The sequence below is a fragment of the Reyranella sp. genome, assembly GCF_965229815.1.
Lineage (GTDB): Bacteria > Pseudomonadota > Alphaproteobacteria > Reyranellales > Reyranellaceae > Reyranella.
On the sequence record NZ_CBDDJN010000002.1, the window covers coordinates 82,941 to 100,953 of the forward strand.

The 18,013-nt window shown below is 69.2% G+C and carries 17 protein-coding genes and 1 tRNA gene; 13 read left to right on the forward strand and 5 right to left on the reverse strand.

The features are described 5' to 3' along the window. Positions 1 to 18 precede the first annotated feature (18 nt). A complete protein-coding gene (gene infC / locus ACO073_RS00810; RefSeq protein WP_421997365.1) occupies positions 19 to 555 on the forward strand; it encodes a translation initiation factor IF-3 in 537 nt (178 codons plus the stop codon). Here the strand turns inward: infC and ACO073_RS00815 are convergent, their stop codons facing one another. Together ACO073_RS00815 and ACO073_RS00820 are read right to left on the reverse strand one after the other, a co-directional pair. Beyond that, entirely contained in the window at positions 556 to 1,392 is an 837-nt protein-coding gene (locus tag ACO073_RS00815; RefSeq protein ID WP_421994285.1) for a hypothetical protein, read from the reverse strand. Between the two features lie 77 nt (positions 1,393 to 1,469). Beyond that, positions 1,470 to 2,225, reverse strand: a complete 756-nt coding sequence (locus tag ACO073_RS00820) for an SDR family NAD(P)-dependent oxidoreductase (RefSeq protein WP_421994287.1) — start codon at positions 2,223 to 2,225, stop codon at positions 1,470 to 1,472. Positions 2,226 to 2,389: 164 nt separating this feature from the next. Between ACO073_RS00820 and rpmI the strand changes: the two genes are divergently transcribed. The 7 genes from rpmI (at position 2,390) to ACO073_RS00855 (ending at position 11,275) form a co-directional block, all read left to right on the forward strand. After that, entirely contained in the window at positions 2,390 to 2,593 is a 204-nt protein-coding gene (rpmI, locus tag ACO073_RS00825) for a 50S ribosomal protein L35 (protein WP_421994289.1), read from the forward strand. 3 nt (positions 2,594 to 2,596) lie between these two features. Then, positions 2,597 to 2,953 (forward strand): 50S ribosomal protein L20, encoded by a 357-nt coding sequence (gene rplT, locus ACO073_RS00830; RefSeq protein ID WP_421994291.1) that lies wholly within the window; start codon positions 2,597 to 2,599, stop codon positions 2,951 to 2,953. Positions 2,954 to 3,067: 114 nt separating this feature from the next. Next, positions 3,068 to 4,168, forward strand: coding sequence for a phenylalanine--tRNA ligase subunit alpha (gene pheS / locus ACO073_RS00835; RefSeq protein ID WP_421994293.1), 1,101 nt, complete (start codon positions 3,068 to 3,070; stop codon positions 4,166 to 4,168). Then, positions 4,165 to 6,564: a phenylalanine--tRNA ligase subunit beta gene (pheT, locus tag ACO073_RS00840; protein ID WP_421994295.1), complete on the forward strand. Its 2,400-nt coding sequence runs from the start codon at positions 4,165 to 4,167 to the stop codon at positions 6,562 to 6,564. The genes pheS and pheT overlap by 4 nt, the downstream gene beginning before the upstream one ends. Before the next feature lie 113 nt (positions 6,565 to 6,677). Then, positions 6,678 to 8,480 carry a translation elongation factor 4 gene (gene lepA, locus ACO073_RS00845; protein ID WP_421994297.1) on the forward strand — a complete coding sequence of 601 codons (1,803 nt, stop codon included), beginning with the start codon at positions 6,678 to 6,680 and terminating at the stop codon, positions 8,478 to 8,480. 235 nt (positions 8,481 to 8,715) lie between these two features. Further along, a complete protein-coding gene (locus tag ACO073_RS00850) occupies positions 8,716 to 9,681 on the forward strand; it encodes a hypothetical protein (RefSeq protein WP_421994299.1) in 966 nt (321 codons plus the stop codon). A gap of 13 nt (positions 9,682 to 9,694) precedes the next feature. Then, a complete protein-coding gene (locus ACO073_RS00855; RefSeq protein ID WP_421994301.1) occupies positions 9,695 to 11,275 on the forward strand; it encodes a D-Ala-D-Ala carboxypeptidase family metallohydrolase in 1,581 nt (526 codons plus the stop codon). Positions 11,276 to 11,290: 15 nt separating this feature from the next. Here the strand turns inward: ACO073_RS00855 and ACO073_RS00860 are convergent, their stop codons facing one another. After that, entirely contained in the window at positions 11,291 to 11,614 is a 324-nt protein-coding gene (locus tag ACO073_RS00860) for a hypothetical protein (protein WP_421994303.1), read from the reverse strand. Positions 11,615 to 11,783: 169 nt separating this feature from the next. On the opposite strand from ACO073_RS00860, the gene ACO073_RS00865 reads away from it, so the two are divergent. Both ACO073_RS00865 and coaD read left to right on the forward strand, forming a co-directional pair. Then, positions 11,784 to 11,873: transfer RNA gene (locus tag ACO073_RS00865), tRNA-Ser, on the forward strand. Between the two features lie 138 nt (positions 11,874 to 12,011). Beyond that, positions 12,012 to 12,521, forward strand: coding sequence for a pantetheine-phosphate adenylyltransferase (coaD, locus tag ACO073_RS00870; RefSeq protein WP_421994305.1), 510 nt, complete (start codon positions 12,012 to 12,014; stop codon positions 12,519 to 12,521). Positions 12,522 to 12,528: 7 nt separating this feature from the next. On the opposite strand, the gene ACO073_RS00875 is transcribed toward coaD, so the two are convergent. Beyond that, positions 12,529 to 12,885, reverse strand: a complete 357-nt coding sequence (locus ACO073_RS00875; RefSeq protein WP_421994307.1) for a type II toxin-antitoxin system PemK/MazF family toxin — start codon at positions 12,883 to 12,885, stop codon at positions 12,529 to 12,531. Next, positions 12,882 to 13,100 (reverse strand): antitoxin MazE family protein, encoded by a 219-nt coding sequence (locus ACO073_RS00880; protein ID WP_421994309.1) that lies wholly within the window; start codon positions 13,098 to 13,100, stop codon positions 12,882 to 12,884. Before ACO073_RS00880 ends, ACO073_RS00875 begins: the two co-directional genes overlap by 4 nt. A 275-nt stretch (positions 13,101 to 13,375) precedes the next feature. Here ACO073_RS00880 and ACO073_RS00885 point away from each other — a divergent pair, with 275 nt between their 5' ends. The 3 genes from ACO073_RS00885 to ACO073_RS00895 all read left to right on the forward strand — a co-directional run bounded on the left by ACO073_RS00885 (position 13,376) and on the right by ACO073_RS00895 (position 17,782). Next, positions 13,376 to 14,200 carry an enoyl-CoA hydratase/isomerase family protein gene (locus tag ACO073_RS00885; protein ID WP_421994311.1) on the forward strand — a complete coding sequence of 275 codons (825 nt, stop codon included), beginning with the start codon at positions 13,376 to 13,378 and terminating at the stop codon, positions 14,198 to 14,200. A gap of 110 nt (positions 14,201 to 14,310) precedes the next feature. Next, positions 14,311 to 16,491, forward strand: a complete 2,181-nt coding sequence (gene katG / locus ACO073_RS00890; RefSeq protein WP_421994313.1) for a catalase/peroxidase HPI — start codon at positions 14,311 to 14,313, stop codon at positions 16,489 to 16,491. Between the two features lie 100 nt (positions 16,492 to 16,591). Then, a complete protein-coding gene (locus ACO073_RS00895) occupies positions 16,592 to 17,782 on the forward strand; it encodes a phytanoyl-CoA dioxygenase family protein (RefSeq protein ID WP_421994315.1) in 1,191 nt (396 codons plus the stop codon). Positions 17,783 to 18,013 lie beyond the last annotated feature (231 nt).

Genomic DNA, 18,013 nt, shown 5'->3' on the forward strand with positions numbered 1-18,013 from the left:
ACGAAGGAGAATGAAGCCATAGCAAGACCCGTCCAACAGAGCGCGCCCACCCGCGAGGGTCCGCGCGTCAACGGCGAAATCAGAGCGCCGCAAGTCCGACTGATCGACGAGAATGGCGACATGGTCGGCGTGCTCAGCACCCGCGAGGCACTGGAGATGGCCGAGGAGGCCAGTCTCGATCTGATCGAGATTTCACCCAATGCCGTTCCGCCGGTCGCCAAGATTTCCGACTACGGCAAGTACAAGTACGAGTCGCAGAAGAAGGCGCACGAAGCTCGGAAGCATCAGAAGGTCATCGAGGTCAAGGAGATCAAGATGCGCCCGAACATCGATGACCACGACTACGAAGTTAAGATGCGCGCCATGAAGCGGTTCATCGAGGAAGGCGACAAGGTGAAGGTCACCCTGCGCTTCCGCGGCCGCGAGATGGTACATGCCGAGCTCGGCCTGCAGGTCCTCAACCGTGTCCGTGGCGAGATGGACCCGCTCACCAAGATCGAATCGATGCCGCGCATGGAAGGCCGGCAGATGATCATGGTGCTGGCGCCGAAGTAGCTACTTCGCCTTCGTCGGACGCAGGCGCAGCGTCACCGTACCGTCGCTGCGCGATTCGTCGGGATCGAACCGGCCGGTTGCCGTCGATCCATCCTGCCAGCGCACGCTGTAGACGGCCTCGCCGGCGAAGCCCATTGGCTCGCCGGCCTTGCCGTCCAGCCAGTAGTCGCAGCGCACCGGATCGTCCGCCGCAAGGTCCTGCGCGTGGCAGATCTGGTGAAGCACGTAGGGAATGAACCGCGCCCGCCCGTCCTTCGGCAGCGTCGTCCAGCGCAGGCCGAGCGAGCGCGTTTCCTCCGCCTTGCAGCGCGGCACGGCGTGGATCTTCGCCGCGCCCGGCGCCGCCGCGCGAAGGGCGTCCAGGTCGGTCACCAAGCCCTCGACGGCGCGCGTCCGCGCGGCGTCGGTGAAGCCGGCCGCGACCAGCATCGCCTCGTAGCGGCCGATCGCCTCGGCGACGGGCTTCTCGGAATAGCCGGCGCGCACGAGGTCGCGCTGCCAGGACCGCGTCTCGATCGCGGCGACGACCATCCGGCCGGTCAGGCCGGCGCGCTCGGCCCAGTCGCCCAGCACGTTCGCGGGCGTCCAGCAGTACTTCAGGAGATTGTAGCCGCCGGGCTCGATGGGCCGCGCCCGCGCGTCGAGCACGCCCATCACCTGCCCGACCACGGTCTTCACCAGCACGTACTGCCCGGCCGGGTTTTCGCGCACCTTCTCGGAACTCGACGAGGCGGACACGGTGATGCGGGTGGCGACGGCCGGCGGCGGGGCGGTCTGCGCATGGGCCGCACCGGCGAGGATCAGGGCGCCCAGCAGGAAGGCGATGGTCTTTGTCATGGGCGCGTCGATCCTCTACCCGATCCAACGCCCGACCCGACCGATCGTTCCCCCTGCCGGAACGGGCCCCGCTCCCGTCAGGGCATGTACGACCCGCCGTTGATGTGCAGCACCTGTCCGGTCATCGCGTCGGATTCGTCCGAGGCGAGATAGACCGCGGCATGGGCGATCTGCTCCGGCCGCAGCAGCTTGCCGCCCAGCGGGATGGTGGCACGGGCGATCTCGACCAGCTCGTCGTCGGTGTTGCCGTATCGCGGCTGGGCGGTGTCGGTCGTCCCCGGCGCGATGGCGTTGACCCGGATGTCGTGCGGCGCGAGCTCGAGCGCCATGGCGCGGGTGAGCGAGACGACGCCGCCCTTGCTGGCGCTGTAGTGGACGCCGCGCACCGCGCCGCGCATCGCCTGCGACGACAGGTTGATGATGGAGCCCGGCTTGCCGGCGGCGATCAGCCCCTTGGCCACGGCAAGCGCGGCGAAGCAGCCGGCCTTGAGGTTGATGTCCATGACATGGTCCCAGTCGGCCCCGGTCATCTCGAGGAACTTCACCCGCGGGAAAACGCCGGCATTGTTCACCAGGATGTCGGGCGTCCCCAGCGTGCCCGCCGTCTCGGCGACCATGGCCTCGACCTCGGGCAGCCGGGCGACGTCTGCCTTGATCAGGTGGGCCCGCCGGCCGGCCTTGCGCACGTCCCCGGCGACCGCCTCGGCCCCGGCCCGGTCGTCGAGCCAGGTCAGCGCCACGTCGGCCCCCGCCGCCGCCAGTTCCCGGGCGATCGCCGCCCCGATCCCCTGCTGGGCGCCCGTGACCAGCGCCACCTTTCCTGCCAACCTCATCCGCATCCCCTTTCCGGCGCCCCTGCAGTCCTCTGGCCCGGCGCCCGTCGGCCCCTCCGCTTGCACGGTTCGGGCCGCATGGCTATAAGCCCCCTTCTTCGGCGGCCTGGCCGTACAGGGCATTGCCTCGGCCGCCAATCGTAACCCTTTGAAAAGGAACGAAAATGCCCAAAATGAAGACCAAGAGCGGGGCCAAGAAGCGTTTCAGCTTCACGGCATCCGGCAAAGTGAAGCATGGCGTCGTCGGCAAGCGCCACGGCATGACCAAGCGGAGCAACCGCTTCCTGCGCCAGCAGACCGGCACATCGCTGGTGGCGGAGCCCGACGCCCGCATCATCAAGCGCAACTTCTTTCCGTACGAGAGATAAGCCATGGCACGCGTCAAGCGGGGCGTGGCTGCACACGCTCGTCACAAGAAGGTCCTGAAGCTCGCCAAGGGCTATCGCGGCCGCGCCAAGGCGGCGTTCCGCGTCGGCATCGAGAAGGTCGAGAAGGGGCTGCAGTACGCCTATCGCGACCGGCGCAACAAGAAGCGCACGTTCCGCGGCCTGTGGATCCAGCGCATCAACGCCGCGACCCGCGAGCACGGTCTCACCTACTCGCAGTTCATGAACGGCATCCTCAAGGCCGGGATCGAGGTCGACCGCAAGGTCATGGCCGACCTGGCGGTGCGGGAGCCGGCGGCGTTCAAGGCCCTGGTCGAACAGGCACAAGCAGCGCTCAAGTAGGGCCGCCCTCAAGTAAGGTCTGCGCGCCCGCCGGGCGCCGCAGGCAGAGATCGCAAAGAGGGAGCCTGGACCACAGGCTCCCTTTTTTCGTGTCGGATTCGGGAGACCCGAGGGATGAGTGATCTTTCGACCATTCGCAGCGAAGCGCTCGGTGCCGTCGAGCGGGCGGCCGATCTCGCCCAGCTCGACGCGGCCCGGGTGGCGGCGCTCGGCAAGAAGGGCAGCGTCACCGGCCTGATGAAGACGCTGGGCGGCCTGTCGCCCGACCAGCGGCGCGAGTTCGGCGCCCAGGTCAACCAGCTCAAGGGCGAGATCGAGGCGGCGCTGGAGACGCGCAAGAGCGCGCTCAGCGCCTCGGCGCTGGCCGCGCGGCTGGCCGGCGAGAAGATCGATGTCAGCCTGCCGGCCCGTCCCGAGGGTCAGGGCACGCTGCATCCGATCGGCCAGGTCATGGACGAGCTCGCCGCCATTTTCGGCGAGATGGGCTTCACCTGGGCCGAGGGTCCCGACATCGAGGACGACTGGCACAACTTCTCGGCGCTCAACATCCCGCCCGACCATCCGGCGCGGCAGATGCAGGACACCTTCTATCTGCCGCCGCGTGCCGACGGCACGCCGATGGTGCTGCGCACCCACACCTCGCCGGTGCAGGCGCGCACCATGCTCGACAAGGGCGTGCAGCAGATGCTGGCCGGCGGCGGCTCGCTGCGCATCATCGTGCCCGGCCGCACCTTCCGCATCGACAACGATGCCACCCACACGCCGATGTTCCACCAGGTCGAGGGGCTGGTGATCGACCGCACGACCCACATGGGCCATCTCAAGGGCTGCCTGGTCGATTTCTGCCGCGCCTTCTTCGAGGTCGACGACCTGCCGCTGCGCTTCCGCCCGTCCTACTTCCCGTTCACCGAGCCGTCGGCCGAGGTCGATATCGGCTGCTCGTGGAAGGACGGCGAGCTGCGCATCGGCGCCGGCGATTCGTGGCTGGAGATCCTGGGGTCAGGCATGGTCCATCCCAACGTGATCGCCAACTGCGGGCTCGATCCCGCCGTCTACCAGGGCTTCGCCTTCGGCATGGGCATCGACCGAATCGCCATGCTGAAGTACGGCATCCCCGACCTGCGCAGCTTCTTCGACGCCGACTTGCGCTGGCTGCGCCACTACGGCTTCTCGGCGCTGGAATGGCCCTCGCTCACGGGAGGGCTCGGCCGATGAAGTTCACCCTCTCCTGGCTCAGGGAGCATCTCGACACGACCGCGTCGCTGGCCGAGATCCGCGACGCGCTGACCATGCTCGGCCTCGAGGTCGAGGGGATCGCCAACCCGGCCGAGATGCTGGCGGGCTTTGTCGTCGGCTACGTCGTCGAGGCCGTGCAGCATCCCAACGCCGACCGCCTGCGCGTCTGCCGCGTCGACACCGGCGCGGGCATCGTCCAGGTCGTGTGCGGCGCGCCCAACGCGCGCACCGGCATGAAGGGCGTCTTCGCGCCGCCGGGCAGCTACATCCCCGGCACCGACCTGCACCTGAAGGCGGGCAAGATCCGCGGCGAGGCCAGCAACGGCATGCTGTGCTCCTTCCGCGAGCTGCAGCTCGGCGAGGACCATAGCGGCATCATCGACCTGCCGGCGGACGCGCGCACCGGCGCGCCGGCGGCCGAGGCGCTCGGCCTCGACGACCCGGTGATCGAGATCAAGGTGACGCCCAACCGCGCCGACTGCCTCGGCGTGCACGGCATCGCCCGCGACCTCGCCGCCGCCGGGCTGGGCACGCTGAAGCCGGTCAGGGCCGACAAGATCGCGGGCAGCTACCAGAGCCCGGTCAAGTGGACGCACGGCTACGCGCCCGCGCCCGACAGCCCCTGCCCCATCGTCGTCGGCCGCCACTTCCGCGGCCTGAAGAACGGTCCCTCGCCGGACTGGCTGCAGCGCCGCCTGAAGGCGATCGGGCTGCGGCCGATCTCGATCCTGGTCGACATCACCAACCTCGTGACCTTCGACCTCAACCGGCCGCTGCACGTGTTCGACGCCAAGAAACTCGCGGGCGACCTGGTGATGCGCCAGGCGCGCGAAGGCGAGCAGATCCTGGCGCTCGACGGCAAGACCTACACGCTCGACCCGGCCGTGTCGGTGATCGCCGATGCGAAGGGCGTGCACGGCATCGGCGGCATCATGGGCGGCGAGGATACCGGCGTGCGCGACGACACGACCGAGGTCTTCCTCGAGGCGGCCTACTTCCAGCCGATCGGCATCGCCGCCTCGGGCCGCAAGCTCGGCATCCTGTCCGACGCGCGCTATCGCAACGAGCGCGGCATCGATCCCGAATCCTGCTGGTGGGGCGCCGAGGTGGCGACGCGCCTGATCCTCGACCTGTGCGGCGGCGAGACGAGCGAGCTGGTGTCCAGCGGCGTCATGCCGGCGTGGCAGCGCCGCTACACGCTGCGCACCGATCGCGTGAAGACGCTGACGGCGATCGACGTGCCGGCAGCCGACACCGCCGCGATCCTGGGGAAGCTCGGCTTCGCGGTCGAGGGCAGCGGGCCGTGGACGGCCTCCGTCCCGTCCTGGCGGCCCGACATCGTGGGCGAGGCCGACCTGGTCGAGGAAGTGACGCGCGTCTGGGGCTTCGACCGGATCCCGACGACCTCGCTGCCGCGCCTGTCGGCGACGTCGAAGCCGGTGCGCGACCCGATGCAGCGCCGCGTGCCGCTGGCGCGCCGCGCGCTGGCGACCCGCGGCATGAACGAGGCCGTCACCTGGTCGTTCCTGCCGCTGAAGCAGGCCGAGCGCTTCGGCGGCGGCCAGGCCGATCTCCGGCTGCTGAACTCGATCGCCGCCGAGCTCGACACGATGCGGCCCTCGATCCTGCCCAACCTGCTCGACGCGGCGCGGCGCAACGAGGCGCGCGGCCTGTCGGACCCCGCCCTGTTCGAGGTCGGGCCGCAATACAAGGACGCGACGCCCAAGGGCCAGCGGATCGTCGCCGCCGGCCTGCGCCATGCCCAGGCGACGCCGCGCAACTGGGCCGGCCCGGCGCGGCCGGTCGACGCCTTCGACGCCAAGGCCGATGCGCTCGCCGTGCTGGCCGGCATCGGCGCGCCGATGGACAATCTCTCGGCCCAGCCCGGCGCACCGGACTGGTACCATCCCGGCCGCTCCGGCGTGCTGAAGCTCGGCGACCGCGTGATGGCGCAGTTCGGCGAGCTGCATCCCGAGATCGTGGCCGACGCCGACCTCAAGGGGCCGGTCGTGGCCTTCGAGGTGTTCCTCGACGCGCCGCCGCTGCCCAAGGCCAAGGCGACCAAGGCGCGGCCCAAGCTCAGCCTGTCGCCGTTCCAGCCGCTGGAGCGCGACTTCGCCTTCATCGTCGATGCCGGGGTCGAGGCCGAGAAGCTGGTGCGCGCCGCGCGCAACGCCGACAAGGCGCTGGTGGCGGGCGCGCGCGTGTTCGACGTCTACGCCGGCAAGGGCGTGCCCGAGGGCAAGAAGTCGCTGGCGATCAGCGTCACCCTGCAGCCCGTCGAGCGCACCCTCACCGACGCCGAGATCGAGGCGGTGTCCGACAAGATCGTCGCGCAGGTCGCCAAGGCGACCGGTGCTACACTGCGTGGTTAGACTTTCTGTCGTCCTGAGCGTAAGCGAAGGACCTCATCGCCGCTCGCAACCGGCATGAGATCCTTCGCTCCGCTCAGGATGACAGTTCACTGGAGTTGGTAGTCTCGGCACCCATGACCGACCTGTCGTTGATCCGGAACTTCTCGATCATCGCTCACATCGACCACGGCAAGAGCACGCTGGCCGATCGGCTGCTGGTGCGCTGCGGGGCGGTGACCGAGCGCGAGTTCCATGACCAGATGCTCGATTCGATGGACATCGAGCGCGAGCGCGGCATCACCATCAAGGCCCAGACGGTTCGGCTGGAATACGCCGCGCTCGACGGCCGGACCTACACGCTGAACCTGATGGACACGCCGGGCCATGTCGACTTCGCCTACGAGGTCAGCCGGTCGCTGGCGGCCTGCGAGGGCTCGCTGCTGGTGGTCGACGCCAGCCAGGGCGTCGAGGCGCAGACGCTGGCCAACGCCTATCACGCGATCGACGCCAACCACGAGATCATCCCGGTCCTGAACAAGATCGACCTGCCCTCGGCCGAGCCCGACCGCGTGTGCCAGGAGATCGAGGACGTGATCGGCATCGACACGTCGGAGGCGGTCAAGGTCTCGGCCAAGACCGGCCTCGGCATCGACGACCTGCTGGAGGCGATGGTCAAGCGCCTGCCGGCGCCGATCGGCGACCGCAACGCGCCGCTCAAGGCGCTGCTGGTCGACAGCTGGTACGACCCCTATCTCGGCGTCGTCACCCTGGTCCGCGTCAAGGACGGCGTGCTGAAGAAGGGCATGCGCATCCGCATGATGGCGGTCGGCGCCTCCTACGACCTCGACAAGGTCGGCGTGTTCACGCCCAAGCCCAAGGACGTGGCCGAGCTCGGCCCCGGCGAGGTCGGCTTCATCATCGCCGGCATCAAGGCGATCGCCGACTGCAAGGTCGGCGACACGATCACCGACGACCGCAAGCCCGCGCCCGAGATGCTGGCCGGCTTCAAGCCGTCGGTGCCGGTGGTGTTCTGCGGCCTGTTTCCGGCCGACGCGGCCGAGTTCGAGCAACTTCGGGAGTCGCTCGCCAAGCTCCGGCTGAATGATTCGTCGTTCCATTTCGAGCCCGAGTCGAGCGCGGCGCTGGGCTTCGGGTTCCGCTGCGGCTTCCTCGGCCTGCTGCATCTCGAGATCGTGCAGGAGCGGCTGGAGCGCGAGTTCAACCTCGACCTCGTCACCACCGCACCCTCGGTCGTCTACCGGCTCACCATGACCGACGGCACGGAGATGGAGCTGCACAATCCGGCCGACTATCCCGATCCCGTGCACATCGAGACCATGCAGGAGCCGTGGATCAAGGCCACGATCATGACGCCCGACGAGCATCTCGGCTCGGTGCTGACGCTCTGCCAGGAAAGACGCGGCCAGCAGATCGAGCTCACCTATGCCGGCGCGCGCGCCATGGCGGTCTACCGCCTGCCGCTGAACGAGGTCGTGTTCGACTTCTACGACCGGCTGAAGTCGGTGACGCGCGGCTATGCCAGCTTCGACTACGAGATGGTGGGCTACGAGGAGGGCGAGCTGGTCAAACTCACCATCCTGGTGAACGGCGAGCCGGTCGATGCGCTCAGCATCATCGTGCACAAGAACCAGGCCGAGCATCGCGGCCGCGCGCTGTGCGAGCGGCTGAAGGACCTGATCCCGCGCCAGCTCTTCAAGATCGCCATCCAGGCCGCGATCGGCGGCCGCGTGATCGCCCGCGAGACGATCAGCGCGCTGCGCAAGGACGTGCTGGCCAAGTGCTACGGCGGCGACATCAGCCGCAAGAAGAAGCTCCTCGAGAAGCAGAAGAAGGGCAAGAAGCGCATGCGCCAGGTCGGCGACGTGGAGATTCCGCAGTCGGCCTTCATCGCCGCGCTGAAGATGGACAGCCGCTAGGGCGCCAGTCCTCTTCGGAGCGCGGACCTCCAGGTCCGCGCTCCAACGAGACGCCAAAGAATGGCGCGCCCCCAGCGATGCACCCGCCGGAAGCGCCGCGGGCGCAGTGGCAAATGCCACACGGCGGCCACCAGCCTGTCACGGACTGATATGCGCAATTGAGTTGTGACGCGCATTCGGCGTGCACATTATCCTTCCATGACCGTCGGCAAGCCGGCCCGGGACACAGGGCCCCTTGACCGCGATCGATCGGGGACACACCGGCCGGGGCGACATGAGCGGGATCAGCAGGACGTCGACGCAACGCGTGCGGCTCGCCGCACTCGCCCTCTTCTGCCTGCTGCTGCCCGCGGGCTGCGCACAGCCGCTCGCGGTCGAGCCCGTCCAGCTCTATGCCGACACCGCCAAGCAGACACGCGACGCGGGCGGCGTGATCCTCGACCGGGTCGCGCCCATCGTCGCCGCCCAGGACGGCGCGCCCGCCGCGGGCAATTGCGGTCCCGATCCCCAGTCCGGCATTCCGCGCTGCCTCGACCTCGGCAAGATCGCGGCCGTCGGTCCGCGCCGGGCGGATCCGCCGCCGGTCGCGGTGCAGCGCACGGCGCTCGACCTCGTCGCGGCCTATGCCCGGATCCTGGCCGACCTCGCCGAGGGCAAGAGCGCGGCCGAGCTGCAGACCCAGGTCGCCGCCACTGCGGCGATCGCCGGCACGCTGGTCACCCTGACCGGCGTCGGCGCCCCGATCGGCGTCGCGGTCGCGGCGCTGGGGCCGCAGGTCCAGGCGCTGGCCGTCCGGCTGGAGGCGGCGCGCGCCGGCCAGCTCGTCCGCCAGTCCATCGCGGCCGACAAGGACACGCTGCAGGCCGTCCTGCGGGCCCTCGAGGACAGCACGCCCTCGATGTACGAGCTCTACAAGGCGAAGCGGCAGCTCGACCGGCTGTCCGCCCTCGAGGCCCGCGACCGCGCGGCGGCCAACGCCGCCGTCGAGGACATCAAGAACTTCCACGCCGCGCTGGGGGCCTACGTGCTCCTGCTGCGCCAGACGTCGGCGACGCTCGACACGCTGGCGAGCGAAGCGCAGCAGCCGGTGAAGCTCACCCCGCAGACCGTGCAGGCCGCCCTGCGCAAGGCGATCGACGCGCGGGCCGAGGCGCAGGTGCTCCTGAACACCGTGCGCCAGCTCGAGGGGGCGCGGCCCTGAGGGAGACAGCGAGATGAGCGACATCGAGAGCGAAGCCGTCCGCCTCCAGGATGCCCTGGAGGAGACGCTGTTCGGCATCATGGAGGATTTCGACGCGCCGCAGGCGACGCGCGACGCGGCCAGCCGGATCCTGCGCGACAAGCTCAACGCGCAGCTCAAGGCGGCGCTCGGCGACTTCCAGGCCAGCACGATGAAGCTCGTCGACCTGGTGAGCCAGCTCAAGCTCGCCGTCGACGGGCTGGGCGCCAGGGTGCCGCATGCCGGCGCCGCGGCGGCGCTGCCCGCGCTGCTCCACCGGGCCGGCGAGCTGCTGCGCCGCGTGCACGACCAGCAGGGCATGCGCACCACGCACACGACGCTGCAGGAGGCGGAGGCCTCGCATCCCGACGAGCAGATGCTGCCGCCGTTGCCCGTGCCGCCGGACGGCGCGCCGCCGCCGCTGACGCCGGTCAACGAGACCGGCCAGCGCCTCGACGGGCCGGTGCCGCTCGACAGCCGGCGCTACGACGAGCTTTCGGACGAGTACATGCGCTTCTTCGTCGGCGCGCGGTTCGCCGACGCCACCGCCGAAGGCCAGGTCCGCCAGAACGCCGAACGTTGCCTGCGCTTCAAGCCGCGCTACGAGGCGGTCGGCGGGCCGCTCGGCATCCCGTGGTGGTTCATCGCCGGCATCCACATGCTGGAATCGTCCTTCAATTTCGAGACCCACCTGCACAACGGCGACCCGCTGTCGGCCAAGACCTTCCGCGTGCCGGCCGGCCGGCCGGCGGTCTGGAACCCGCCCAACGACTGGGAGTCGAGCGCCCGCGATGCGCTGCGCGGCCATCAGCTCGACGGCCAGGCGGACTGGTCGCTGCCGCGCGCGCTCTACCGCTGGGAGGCCTACAACGGCTTCGGCTACCGGCCGCAGCAGGTCGCCTCGCCCTATCTCTGGAGCTTCTCGAGCATCTATCGCGGCGGCAAGTACGTCGCCGACGGCGTGTTCGACCGCAACGCGCGCTCGCAGCAGTGCGGCGCCGCCAGCATGCTGAAGCGGCTGCATCTCGACGGCCATGTCGCCCTCACCCTCGACCGCATGAGCGAGGGCGAGCCGGCAGCGCCGCCGGAGGTCGTGGCCGCCGCCGAGGCCGCCGCCGCGGCGGGCCGCGCCACCATCGATGCCGCGCTGCCGGGCAATGCCGGCTTCGAGCAGTTCCTCAAGGCCGCGGTGCCCGGGCTGCAGCATTTCAAGGCCAGCGAGTTCCTGATGATGGGCGGCGGCGGCGACAATTCCCTGCCGCCCGAAGCGCTATGGCCCAACGTCGTGCCGCTGGCGCGCGTGCTCGACGCGCTGCGCAGCAGGATCGGCAGCGCGGTGGTGCTGACCAGCGTCTATCGCAACGAGGCGCACAATGCCGCGGTCGGCGGCGTGCAGGGCAGCCAGCACGGGCGGTTCTGCGCCGCCGACTTCCACGCCGCCACCGGCAGCCCCTCGCAGTGGGCGGCGATCCTGCGCCAGATGCGCGCCGACAACATGTTCCAGGGCGGGATCGGCCTCTATGGCCGCTTCGTCCATGTCGACACGCGCGGCTGGAACGCCGACTGGACGGGCTGAGCTTTCAGGGACGGGTCAGGAAAGTCCGCGGCTGCGCTTGCGGCGCGGCGGGCGCGAGCCGCCGAGGAAGCTCTGCTCCGGCCGGGCCGGACCGCGGCGACCGCCCAGCCAGAGGAAGACCAGGCCGAGCGCGGCGAAGGCCGGGAAGGCCGGGAGCAGCAGGATCGGGCGCACCAGCCAGGCCCACAGGGAAGGCGAGGCGTGGTTCTGGACGGCCATCTGGGTGCTGCTGAGCGAGCGCATGTCGATATGCGACCACAGCGCCCCCAGGCTGATCAGCCGGAACGTGCCTTCGGACCACCAGGCCAGGACGTCGCGGACGATGGTCGCGACCGACATGACCAGCAGAATCCACCCCAGACCCCGAAATACCACCTCGATCCCCCAAATGGCGGCGGGCACCCTACAGAAGGCGGCCGCGCAGGGGAAGATGCCGTTGCCCCACCCAGCGGCCGCGCTATAAGAGCGGCCGACCAGCCCTCCCGTCCTGCGGCGAGGGGACGCTCCCGGACAGGTGGCCGAGTGGTTTAAGGCACACGCTTGGAAAGCGTGCGTGGTGTAACAGCCACCGCGGGTTCGAATCCCGCCCTGTCCGCCAGCGCTACAGCGACCCACTCATCTATGACGAACCCGGCGCCGGACCAACGTCCGCTTGGCGTCTCACCATTTGCCTATGGCACAGTCAGGCAGCATGAGGGCCCTTCGGGAGAGGCCCCGCCAGCACGAGAGGCCATCGATGAAACGGGGCATCTATGCCGGATCGTTCGATCCGGCGACTCGCGGGCACTTCGACGTCATCCGACGCGCAAGCCTCATCGTCGACGAGCTTCACATCATGATCGGCGTCAACCCCAAGAAGAGCGGCGGCCTTTTCACGATTGGCGAACGGCTCAACCTGATCGAAGAATCATTGCAGGAGATGGAGTGGTTCGGTTGCCCCCGAAGCGCGTTCCACATCGGGCAGTTCACCGGCTTGCTCGTGGACTACTGTCGGGCGCACGACATTCGCTTCAACGTCCGCGGGCTGCGCGCCGTTCAGGACTTCAACTACGAGTTCGAGATGCACGGCACCAACTGCGAGATGGCACCGGAGGTCAATACGGTGTTCTTCATCGCCCCGCCCGAGTTCCAGTTCGTCAGCAGCAGCACCATCAAGGAACTCGCCACGTATCGGTCTCCTGCTGTCCAGAAGTACGTGACGCGATGCGTCGCTCGCGCGCTCCTCGAGGCGACCCGGACGAGCTAGCCGCGCATCATTCCGCTTTTCCGGCCGCTCTCTGCGACACCGCCAGGCCGAGAAACACCATCACCGCCCGATTGAGCCGAACCACGTTCTCGTCATCCAGCCGGCCGATCCGCGCGCCCATCTTGGACTTCGGGACGGTGGTGATCTTGTCGACCATCAGGCGGGAGGACGAGTGCAGGCCGTTGCGCTCGTTCGGTTCCACGGGCAGCCGGAACAAGGGCGCTTCGGTCGGATCGGTCGTGAGAGCGCAGATCGTGATCGAGTCGGTCGCGTCGAAGCTGTCATCCTGCAGGATCACGACGGGGCGAGGTTTGCCCGCATAGTCCGTCCCGCCCGAGACGGTCCAGATCTCTCCCCGCCTCATGCCCCGTCAGAAACCGCGTCGATGAACGCCTGATCCTCGGCCGCATGGGCACTTGCTGCCACGGCCACAGACTGCCGGTGGGCCTCCGACCGAAAGGACGGCGCACGCACGTCCGGCACCCAGATCTGGATGGGCCGCAAGCCCTGCGCGCGCAGTCGCTCGCGATGCTCGCGAACCTTCACGCGCGTCGACTTCGCGCCTCTTGCCAGCGCCATGGCTCACTCCACTGCTTGCGGTTACATGTAACATAGGAGCGAAGGAAGGCAAAAACCAGTCCCTGGCGATCTGCCCCAGTGTGCGACGGCGCTATCGGGCAATTGTGGAAGAAGACTTCCGCCAATCGCGCGATCCTCCATCCTCACCGTCTCGCACATCCGGGAAGTCTCGTGTTCCAATCGCGCCGGCTATCGGTCCAGCCTACCCAATCTCGCGGTGGATGCCGTAACTTCAACTTGGACGAAACCAACCGAGACCGGAGGAGCACCGAGACGTGACCCGCAACACGATCAAGGTCGAGATCGACGGGCCCGTCGGCTCGCTCGTCTTCAACCGGCCGCAGGTGCTGAACGCGTTCGACAACGAGGCCATGGACGAGTGCGTGGCGGCGCTGCGCGAGTTCGCCGAGGACGAGCGCGTGCGCGCCGTGCTGGTGCGCGGCGAGGGCCGCGCCTTCTCGGCCGGGTTCGACATGAAGGCGGCGGCGGCCCGCGACATGTCGACCGTCGATCTCGTGCGCCGGCAGATGGAGCGGCAGTTCGACTTCATCATGGCTTTCTGGGACTGTCCCAAGCCGACGATCGCCCTGGTCCACGGCTTCTGCATGGCCGGGGCCTTCGAAGTGGCGCTGGCCTGCGATATCACGCTGGCCGCCGAGGGCACGCGCTTCGGCGAGCCGGAAGTGCGCTTCGGCACCGGCATCGTCGCCATGCTGCTGCCCTGGACGGTGCTGCCCAAGCACGCCAAGGAGATGCTGCTGACCGGCAACGACAAGATGGATGCCGAGCGCGCCCACGCGATCGGCATCGTGAACCATGTCGTGCCGGGTGACGGGCTGCTGGCGGCCGGCCGGCGCATGGCGCTCGACATCGCCGCGGCCGCCGGCCCGTCGGTGTTCTTCACCAAGCGGGCGATGAACCGCACCTACGAGATCATGGGAATGCGCGAGGCGCTGCGCGCGTCGCTCGACATCGACGTCATCCTGAACAGCACGCCGAGCGCCGAGAAGGCCGAGTTCCAGCGCCTGCGCAAGGAACAGGGGCTGAAGGCGGCGCTGGCCTGGCGCGACGCCCGCTTCTCCGACGGCGGCCGGGACTGACCGCCTGCCCGCCTCCGGCTTTGTACTCTCGGCATGGAAGCCATACGTTTTTTCATTAGAACGATTCTAAAGAAGAGCCCATAGTCCAGTCATCAGCCCAGGAGGAAGACATGGATGGAGACAGCGCGAACGGCGGCAAGTGCCCGTTCTCGGGAGGCCCACGGGGGCCCAGCAACGCCGACTGGTGGCCCGACCAGCTCGACCTGCAGGTCCTGCACCAGCATTCGGCCCTGTCCAACCCGCTGGACGAGGCCTTCGACTATGCTGCGGCCTTCAAGAGCCTCGACCTCGACGCGCTGATCAAGGACCTGCGCGCCCTGATGACCGATTCGCAGGACTGGTGGCCGGCCGACTTCGGCCACTATGGCGGCCTGTTCATCCGCATGGCCTGGCACAGCGCCGGCACCTACCGCATCGGTGACGGCCGCGGCGGCGGCGGCTCGGGCCAGCAGCGCTTCGCGCCGCTGAACAGCTGGCCCGACAACGCCAACCTCGACAAGGCGCGCCGGCTCCTGTGGCCGATCAAGCAGAAGTACGGCCAGAAGATCTCGTGGGCCGACCTCATCATCCTGACCGGCAACGTCGCCCTGGAATCGATGGGCTTCAAGACCTTCGGCTTCGGCGGCGGACGCAAGGACGTGTGGGAGCCCGACCAGGACATCTACTGGGGGTCCGAGGGCAAGTGGCTGGCCGACGAGCGCTACAGCGGCGACCGCGATCTCGAGAATCCGCTGGGCGCCGTGCAGATGGGCCTGATCTACGTCAATCCCGAGGGGCCCAACGGCAAGCCCGACCCGCTGGCCGCCGCGCGCGACATCCGCGAAACCTTCGCGCGCATGGCGATGGACGACGAGGAGACCGTCGCCCTGATCGCCGGCGGCCATTCCTTCGGCAAGACCCATGGCGCCGGCGACGCGGCCCTGGTGGGCGCCGAGCCCGAGGGCGCCACGCTCGAGGAGCAGGGGCTGGGCTGGAAGAGCAGCTACGCCTCCGGCCGCGGCAAGGACGCGATCACCAGCGGGCTCGAGGTCACCTGGACCGCGACGCCGACACGCTGGGGCAACGGCTTCTTCGACAACCTGTTCGGCCACGAATGGGAGCTGACCAAGAGCCCGGCCGGCGCCCACCAGTGGCGGGCCAAGGACGGCAAGGCGACGATCCCCGATGCCTTCGATCCGGCGAAGAAGCACGTGCCGACCATGCTGACCACCGACCTGTCGCTGCGCGTCGATCCGGCCTACGAGAAGATCTCGCGGCGCTTCCACGAACATCCCGACCAGTTCGCCGACGCCTTCGCCCGTGCCTGGTACAAGCTCACGCACCGCGACATGGGACCGATCGTGCGCTACCTCGGGCCGCTCGTGCCCAAGGAGCACCTGCCGTGGCAGGACCCGATCCCCGCCCTCGACCATCCAGTGATCGGCGCGGCCGAGATCGCGGCGCTCAAGGAGAAGATCCTCGCCTCCGGGCTCTCCGTGGCGCAGCTCGTGTCGGCGGCCTGGGCCTCGGCCTCGACCTTCCGCGGCTCCGACAAGCGCGGCGGCGCCAACGGCGCGCGCGTCCGGCTGGCGCCGCAGAAGGACTGGGCGGTCAACCAGCCGGCCGAGCTCGCCAAGGTGCTGTCGACGCTGGAAGCCATCCAGAAGGATTTCAATGCCGGCGCGAGCGGCGGCAAGAAGGTCTCGCTGGCCGACCTGATCGTGCTGGCGGGCGGCGCGGCGATCGAGAAGGCGGCCAAGGCCGCCGGGCACGACGTCACCGTGCCCTTCACCCCGGGCCGCATGGACACGTCGCAGGAGCAGACCGACGTCCCCTCCTTCGCGCCGCTGGAACCCGTCGCCGACGGCTTCCGCAACTACCTGCACGGCGGCAGCCGCCGCCTCAAGCCCGAGGAGTGGCTGGTCGACAAGGCCCAGCTCCTCACCCTCACCGCGCCGGAAATGACGGTGCTGGTCGGCGGCCTGCGCGTGCTGGGCGCCAATGCCGGCGGCTCGAAGCACGGCGTGCTGACGGCAAAGCCCGGCACGCTCAGCAACGACTTCTTCGTCAACCTGCTCGACATGGGCACGGAATGGCGGCCGGCCGGCGACAACCTCTACGAGGGGCGCGACCGCACGTCCGGCGCGGTCAAGTGGACGGGCACGCGCGTCGACCTGATCTTCGGCTCGCACTCGCAGCTGCGGGCGCTGGCCGAGGTCTATGCCTCCGATGACGCCAGGGCGAAGTTCGTGAAGGACTTCGTCGCGGCCTGGGCCAAGGTGATGGACCTCGACCGGTTCGACGTCGCCTGACGCCGGCGGACCCGCCACCCGACGGTTGGTGGCGGGTCCTCCCCTGCGCTAAGCTCGCGAAGGCCCGCATCTCACAAGCGGGCATTCCGGGAGTTTTGCGATGACCGTCGCCACCGCCAGCCAGCCCGCCACCGAGAGCAAGTCGGCCGCGTCGCTGAGCGCCGCCGACCACGAGCGCGTCATGCGCGACTACGGCCGCCGCGCCGAGGCGCGCGCCCGGTCGCTCGGAAATCGCGGCCCGATCCGCACCGGCGCCGACGGGAGGCTGCTGCCCGAGATCCTCGACTCCTACTGGACGCACGGCTTCTACGTCTTCGAGCGCGTGGTCGGCCCCGAGGAGCTGCAGGAGCTGCGCGCCGACATCGACGCGGTGCTGGCGCGCGCGCCAGTGGCGCCCGACGCCCAGGTCGACCGCTCCGGCCGGCCGGTCGCCGAGCATGGCATCGTGCGGCCGCCCTATCGCTGGGCGCGGCCGCTCAGCGATCCGGTCGGCGGCACCGACCGGAACAACGGCCGTCACCCCGCCGCCATGCTGCAGCCCGCGCCGGGCGCCGACGCGCCCGACTGGACCGTCGAGCTGCTGGACGGGAACCTCCATCTCAGCGACGCCTGCCTGCGTCTCTACGGCCATCCCGGGCTGCTGACCGTGGCGGCGTCGATCCTGGGCGACGACTTCGTGCCCTACAACGAGGTGACCTTCGTGAAGGAGCCGGGGCTCGGCCCGTCGGTCGCCTGGCACCAGGACGGCACGACGCACTGGACCGCGGCCGACTGGGACCAGGGCGCGCACGGCTTCAACTTCATGACCCAGCTCTATCCCAGCACGGCAGCCAACGGCGTCTGGGTGCTGCCGGGCAGCCACAAGCACGGCAAGGCCGACATCAAGCGGCTGGTGGCCGAAAGCGGCTCGGACCGTATCGAGGGCGCGGTGCCGATGCTGTGCGAGGCCGGCGACACGATCGTCACCAACCGCCAGCTCGTGCACGGCTCGTTCGCCAACAGTTCGCCCGACCGGCGGATCACGCTGAACGAGGGCTTCTTCCCGCGCCGCCGCGTGCTGAACGTGACGACGCGCCGCCTCACCGGCAACGTCGAGACCTTCGACCAGGCCCGCATCGACGCCCGCACTCGAATCATCCAGATCGCGATCGATGCCCGCCGCCAGCGCTTCCCCGACGAGACGCCGTTCGTCTACCGGCCGCTGGCCGGCCACGAGGACGAGAACCGCTGGAACGAGACGACCCGGGCCACCGTGCTGAAGAACTACAACCAGCTCGACATGTTCATTTAGGGCATCGAGGTCGGCTCATCGCTGGGGGCGCGCCACTCTGTGGCGCGTCTTCGTGTCGACAGTCCATGAGCGCCACAGAGAGCCTGTGACGTTTTCGGAGCGCGGACTTCCAAGTCCGCATCATGATCATGAGCGGACCTGGAGGTCCGCGCTCCAAAGACGCGCCACGGAGTGGCGCGCCCCCAGCAGGATGGCGATGGATCTCAAATCATCGCGCATCGGCCCAGCCCG

Coding starts and splice junctions, on each gene's coding strand:
- ACO073_RS00815 (WP_421994285.1), bottom strand. CDS start 1,392: ATGACAAAGACCATCGCCTTCCTGCTGGGCGCCCTGATCCTCGCCGGT.
- ACO073_RS00820 (WP_421994287.1), bottom strand. CDS start 2,225: ATGAGGTTGGCAGGAAAGGTGGCGCTGGTCACGGGCGCCCAGCAGGGG.
- rpmI (WP_421994289.1), top strand. CDS start 2,390: ATGCCCAAAATGAAGACCAAGAGCGGGGCCAAGAAGCGTTTCAGCTTC.
- rplT (WP_421994291.1), top strand. CDS start 2,597: ATGGCACGCGTCAAGCGGGGCGTGGCTGCACACGCTCGTCACAAGAAG.
- pheS (WP_421994293.1), top strand. CDS start 3,068: ATGAGTGATCTTTCGACCATTCGCAGCGAAGCGCTCGGTGCCGTCGAG.
- pheT (WP_421994295.1), top strand. CDS start 4,165: ATGAAGTTCACCCTCTCCTGGCTCAGGGAGCATCTCGACACGACCGCG.
- lepA (WP_421994297.1), top strand. CDS start 6,678: ATGACCGACCTGTCGTTGATCCGGAACTTCTCGATCATCGCTCACATC.
- ACO073_RS00855 (WP_421994301.1), top strand. CDS start 9,695: ATGAGCGACATCGAGAGCGAAGCCGTCCGCCTCCAGGATGCCCTGGAG.
- ACO073_RS00860 (WP_421994303.1), bottom strand. CDS start 11,614: ATGTCGGTCGCGACCATCGTCCGCGACGTCCTGGCCTGGTGGTCCGAA.
- coaD (WP_421994305.1), top strand. CDS start 12,012: ATGAAACGGGGCATCTATGCCGGATCGTTCGATCCGGCGACTCGCGGG.
- ACO073_RS00875 (WP_421994307.1), bottom strand. CDS start 12,885: ATGAGGCGGGGAGAGATCTGGACCGTCTCGGGCGGGACGGACTATGCG.
- ACO073_RS00880 (WP_421994309.1), bottom strand. CDS start 13,100: ATGGCGCTGGCAAGAGGCGCGAAGTCGACGCGCGTGAAGGTTCGCGAG.
- katG (WP_421994313.1), top strand. CDS start 14,311: ATGGATGGAGACAGCGCGAACGGCGGCAAGTGCCCGTTCTCGGGAGGC.
- ACO073_RS00895 (WP_421994315.1), top strand. CDS start 16,592: ATGACCGTCGCCACCGCCAGCCAGCCCGCCACCGAGAGCAAGTCGGCC.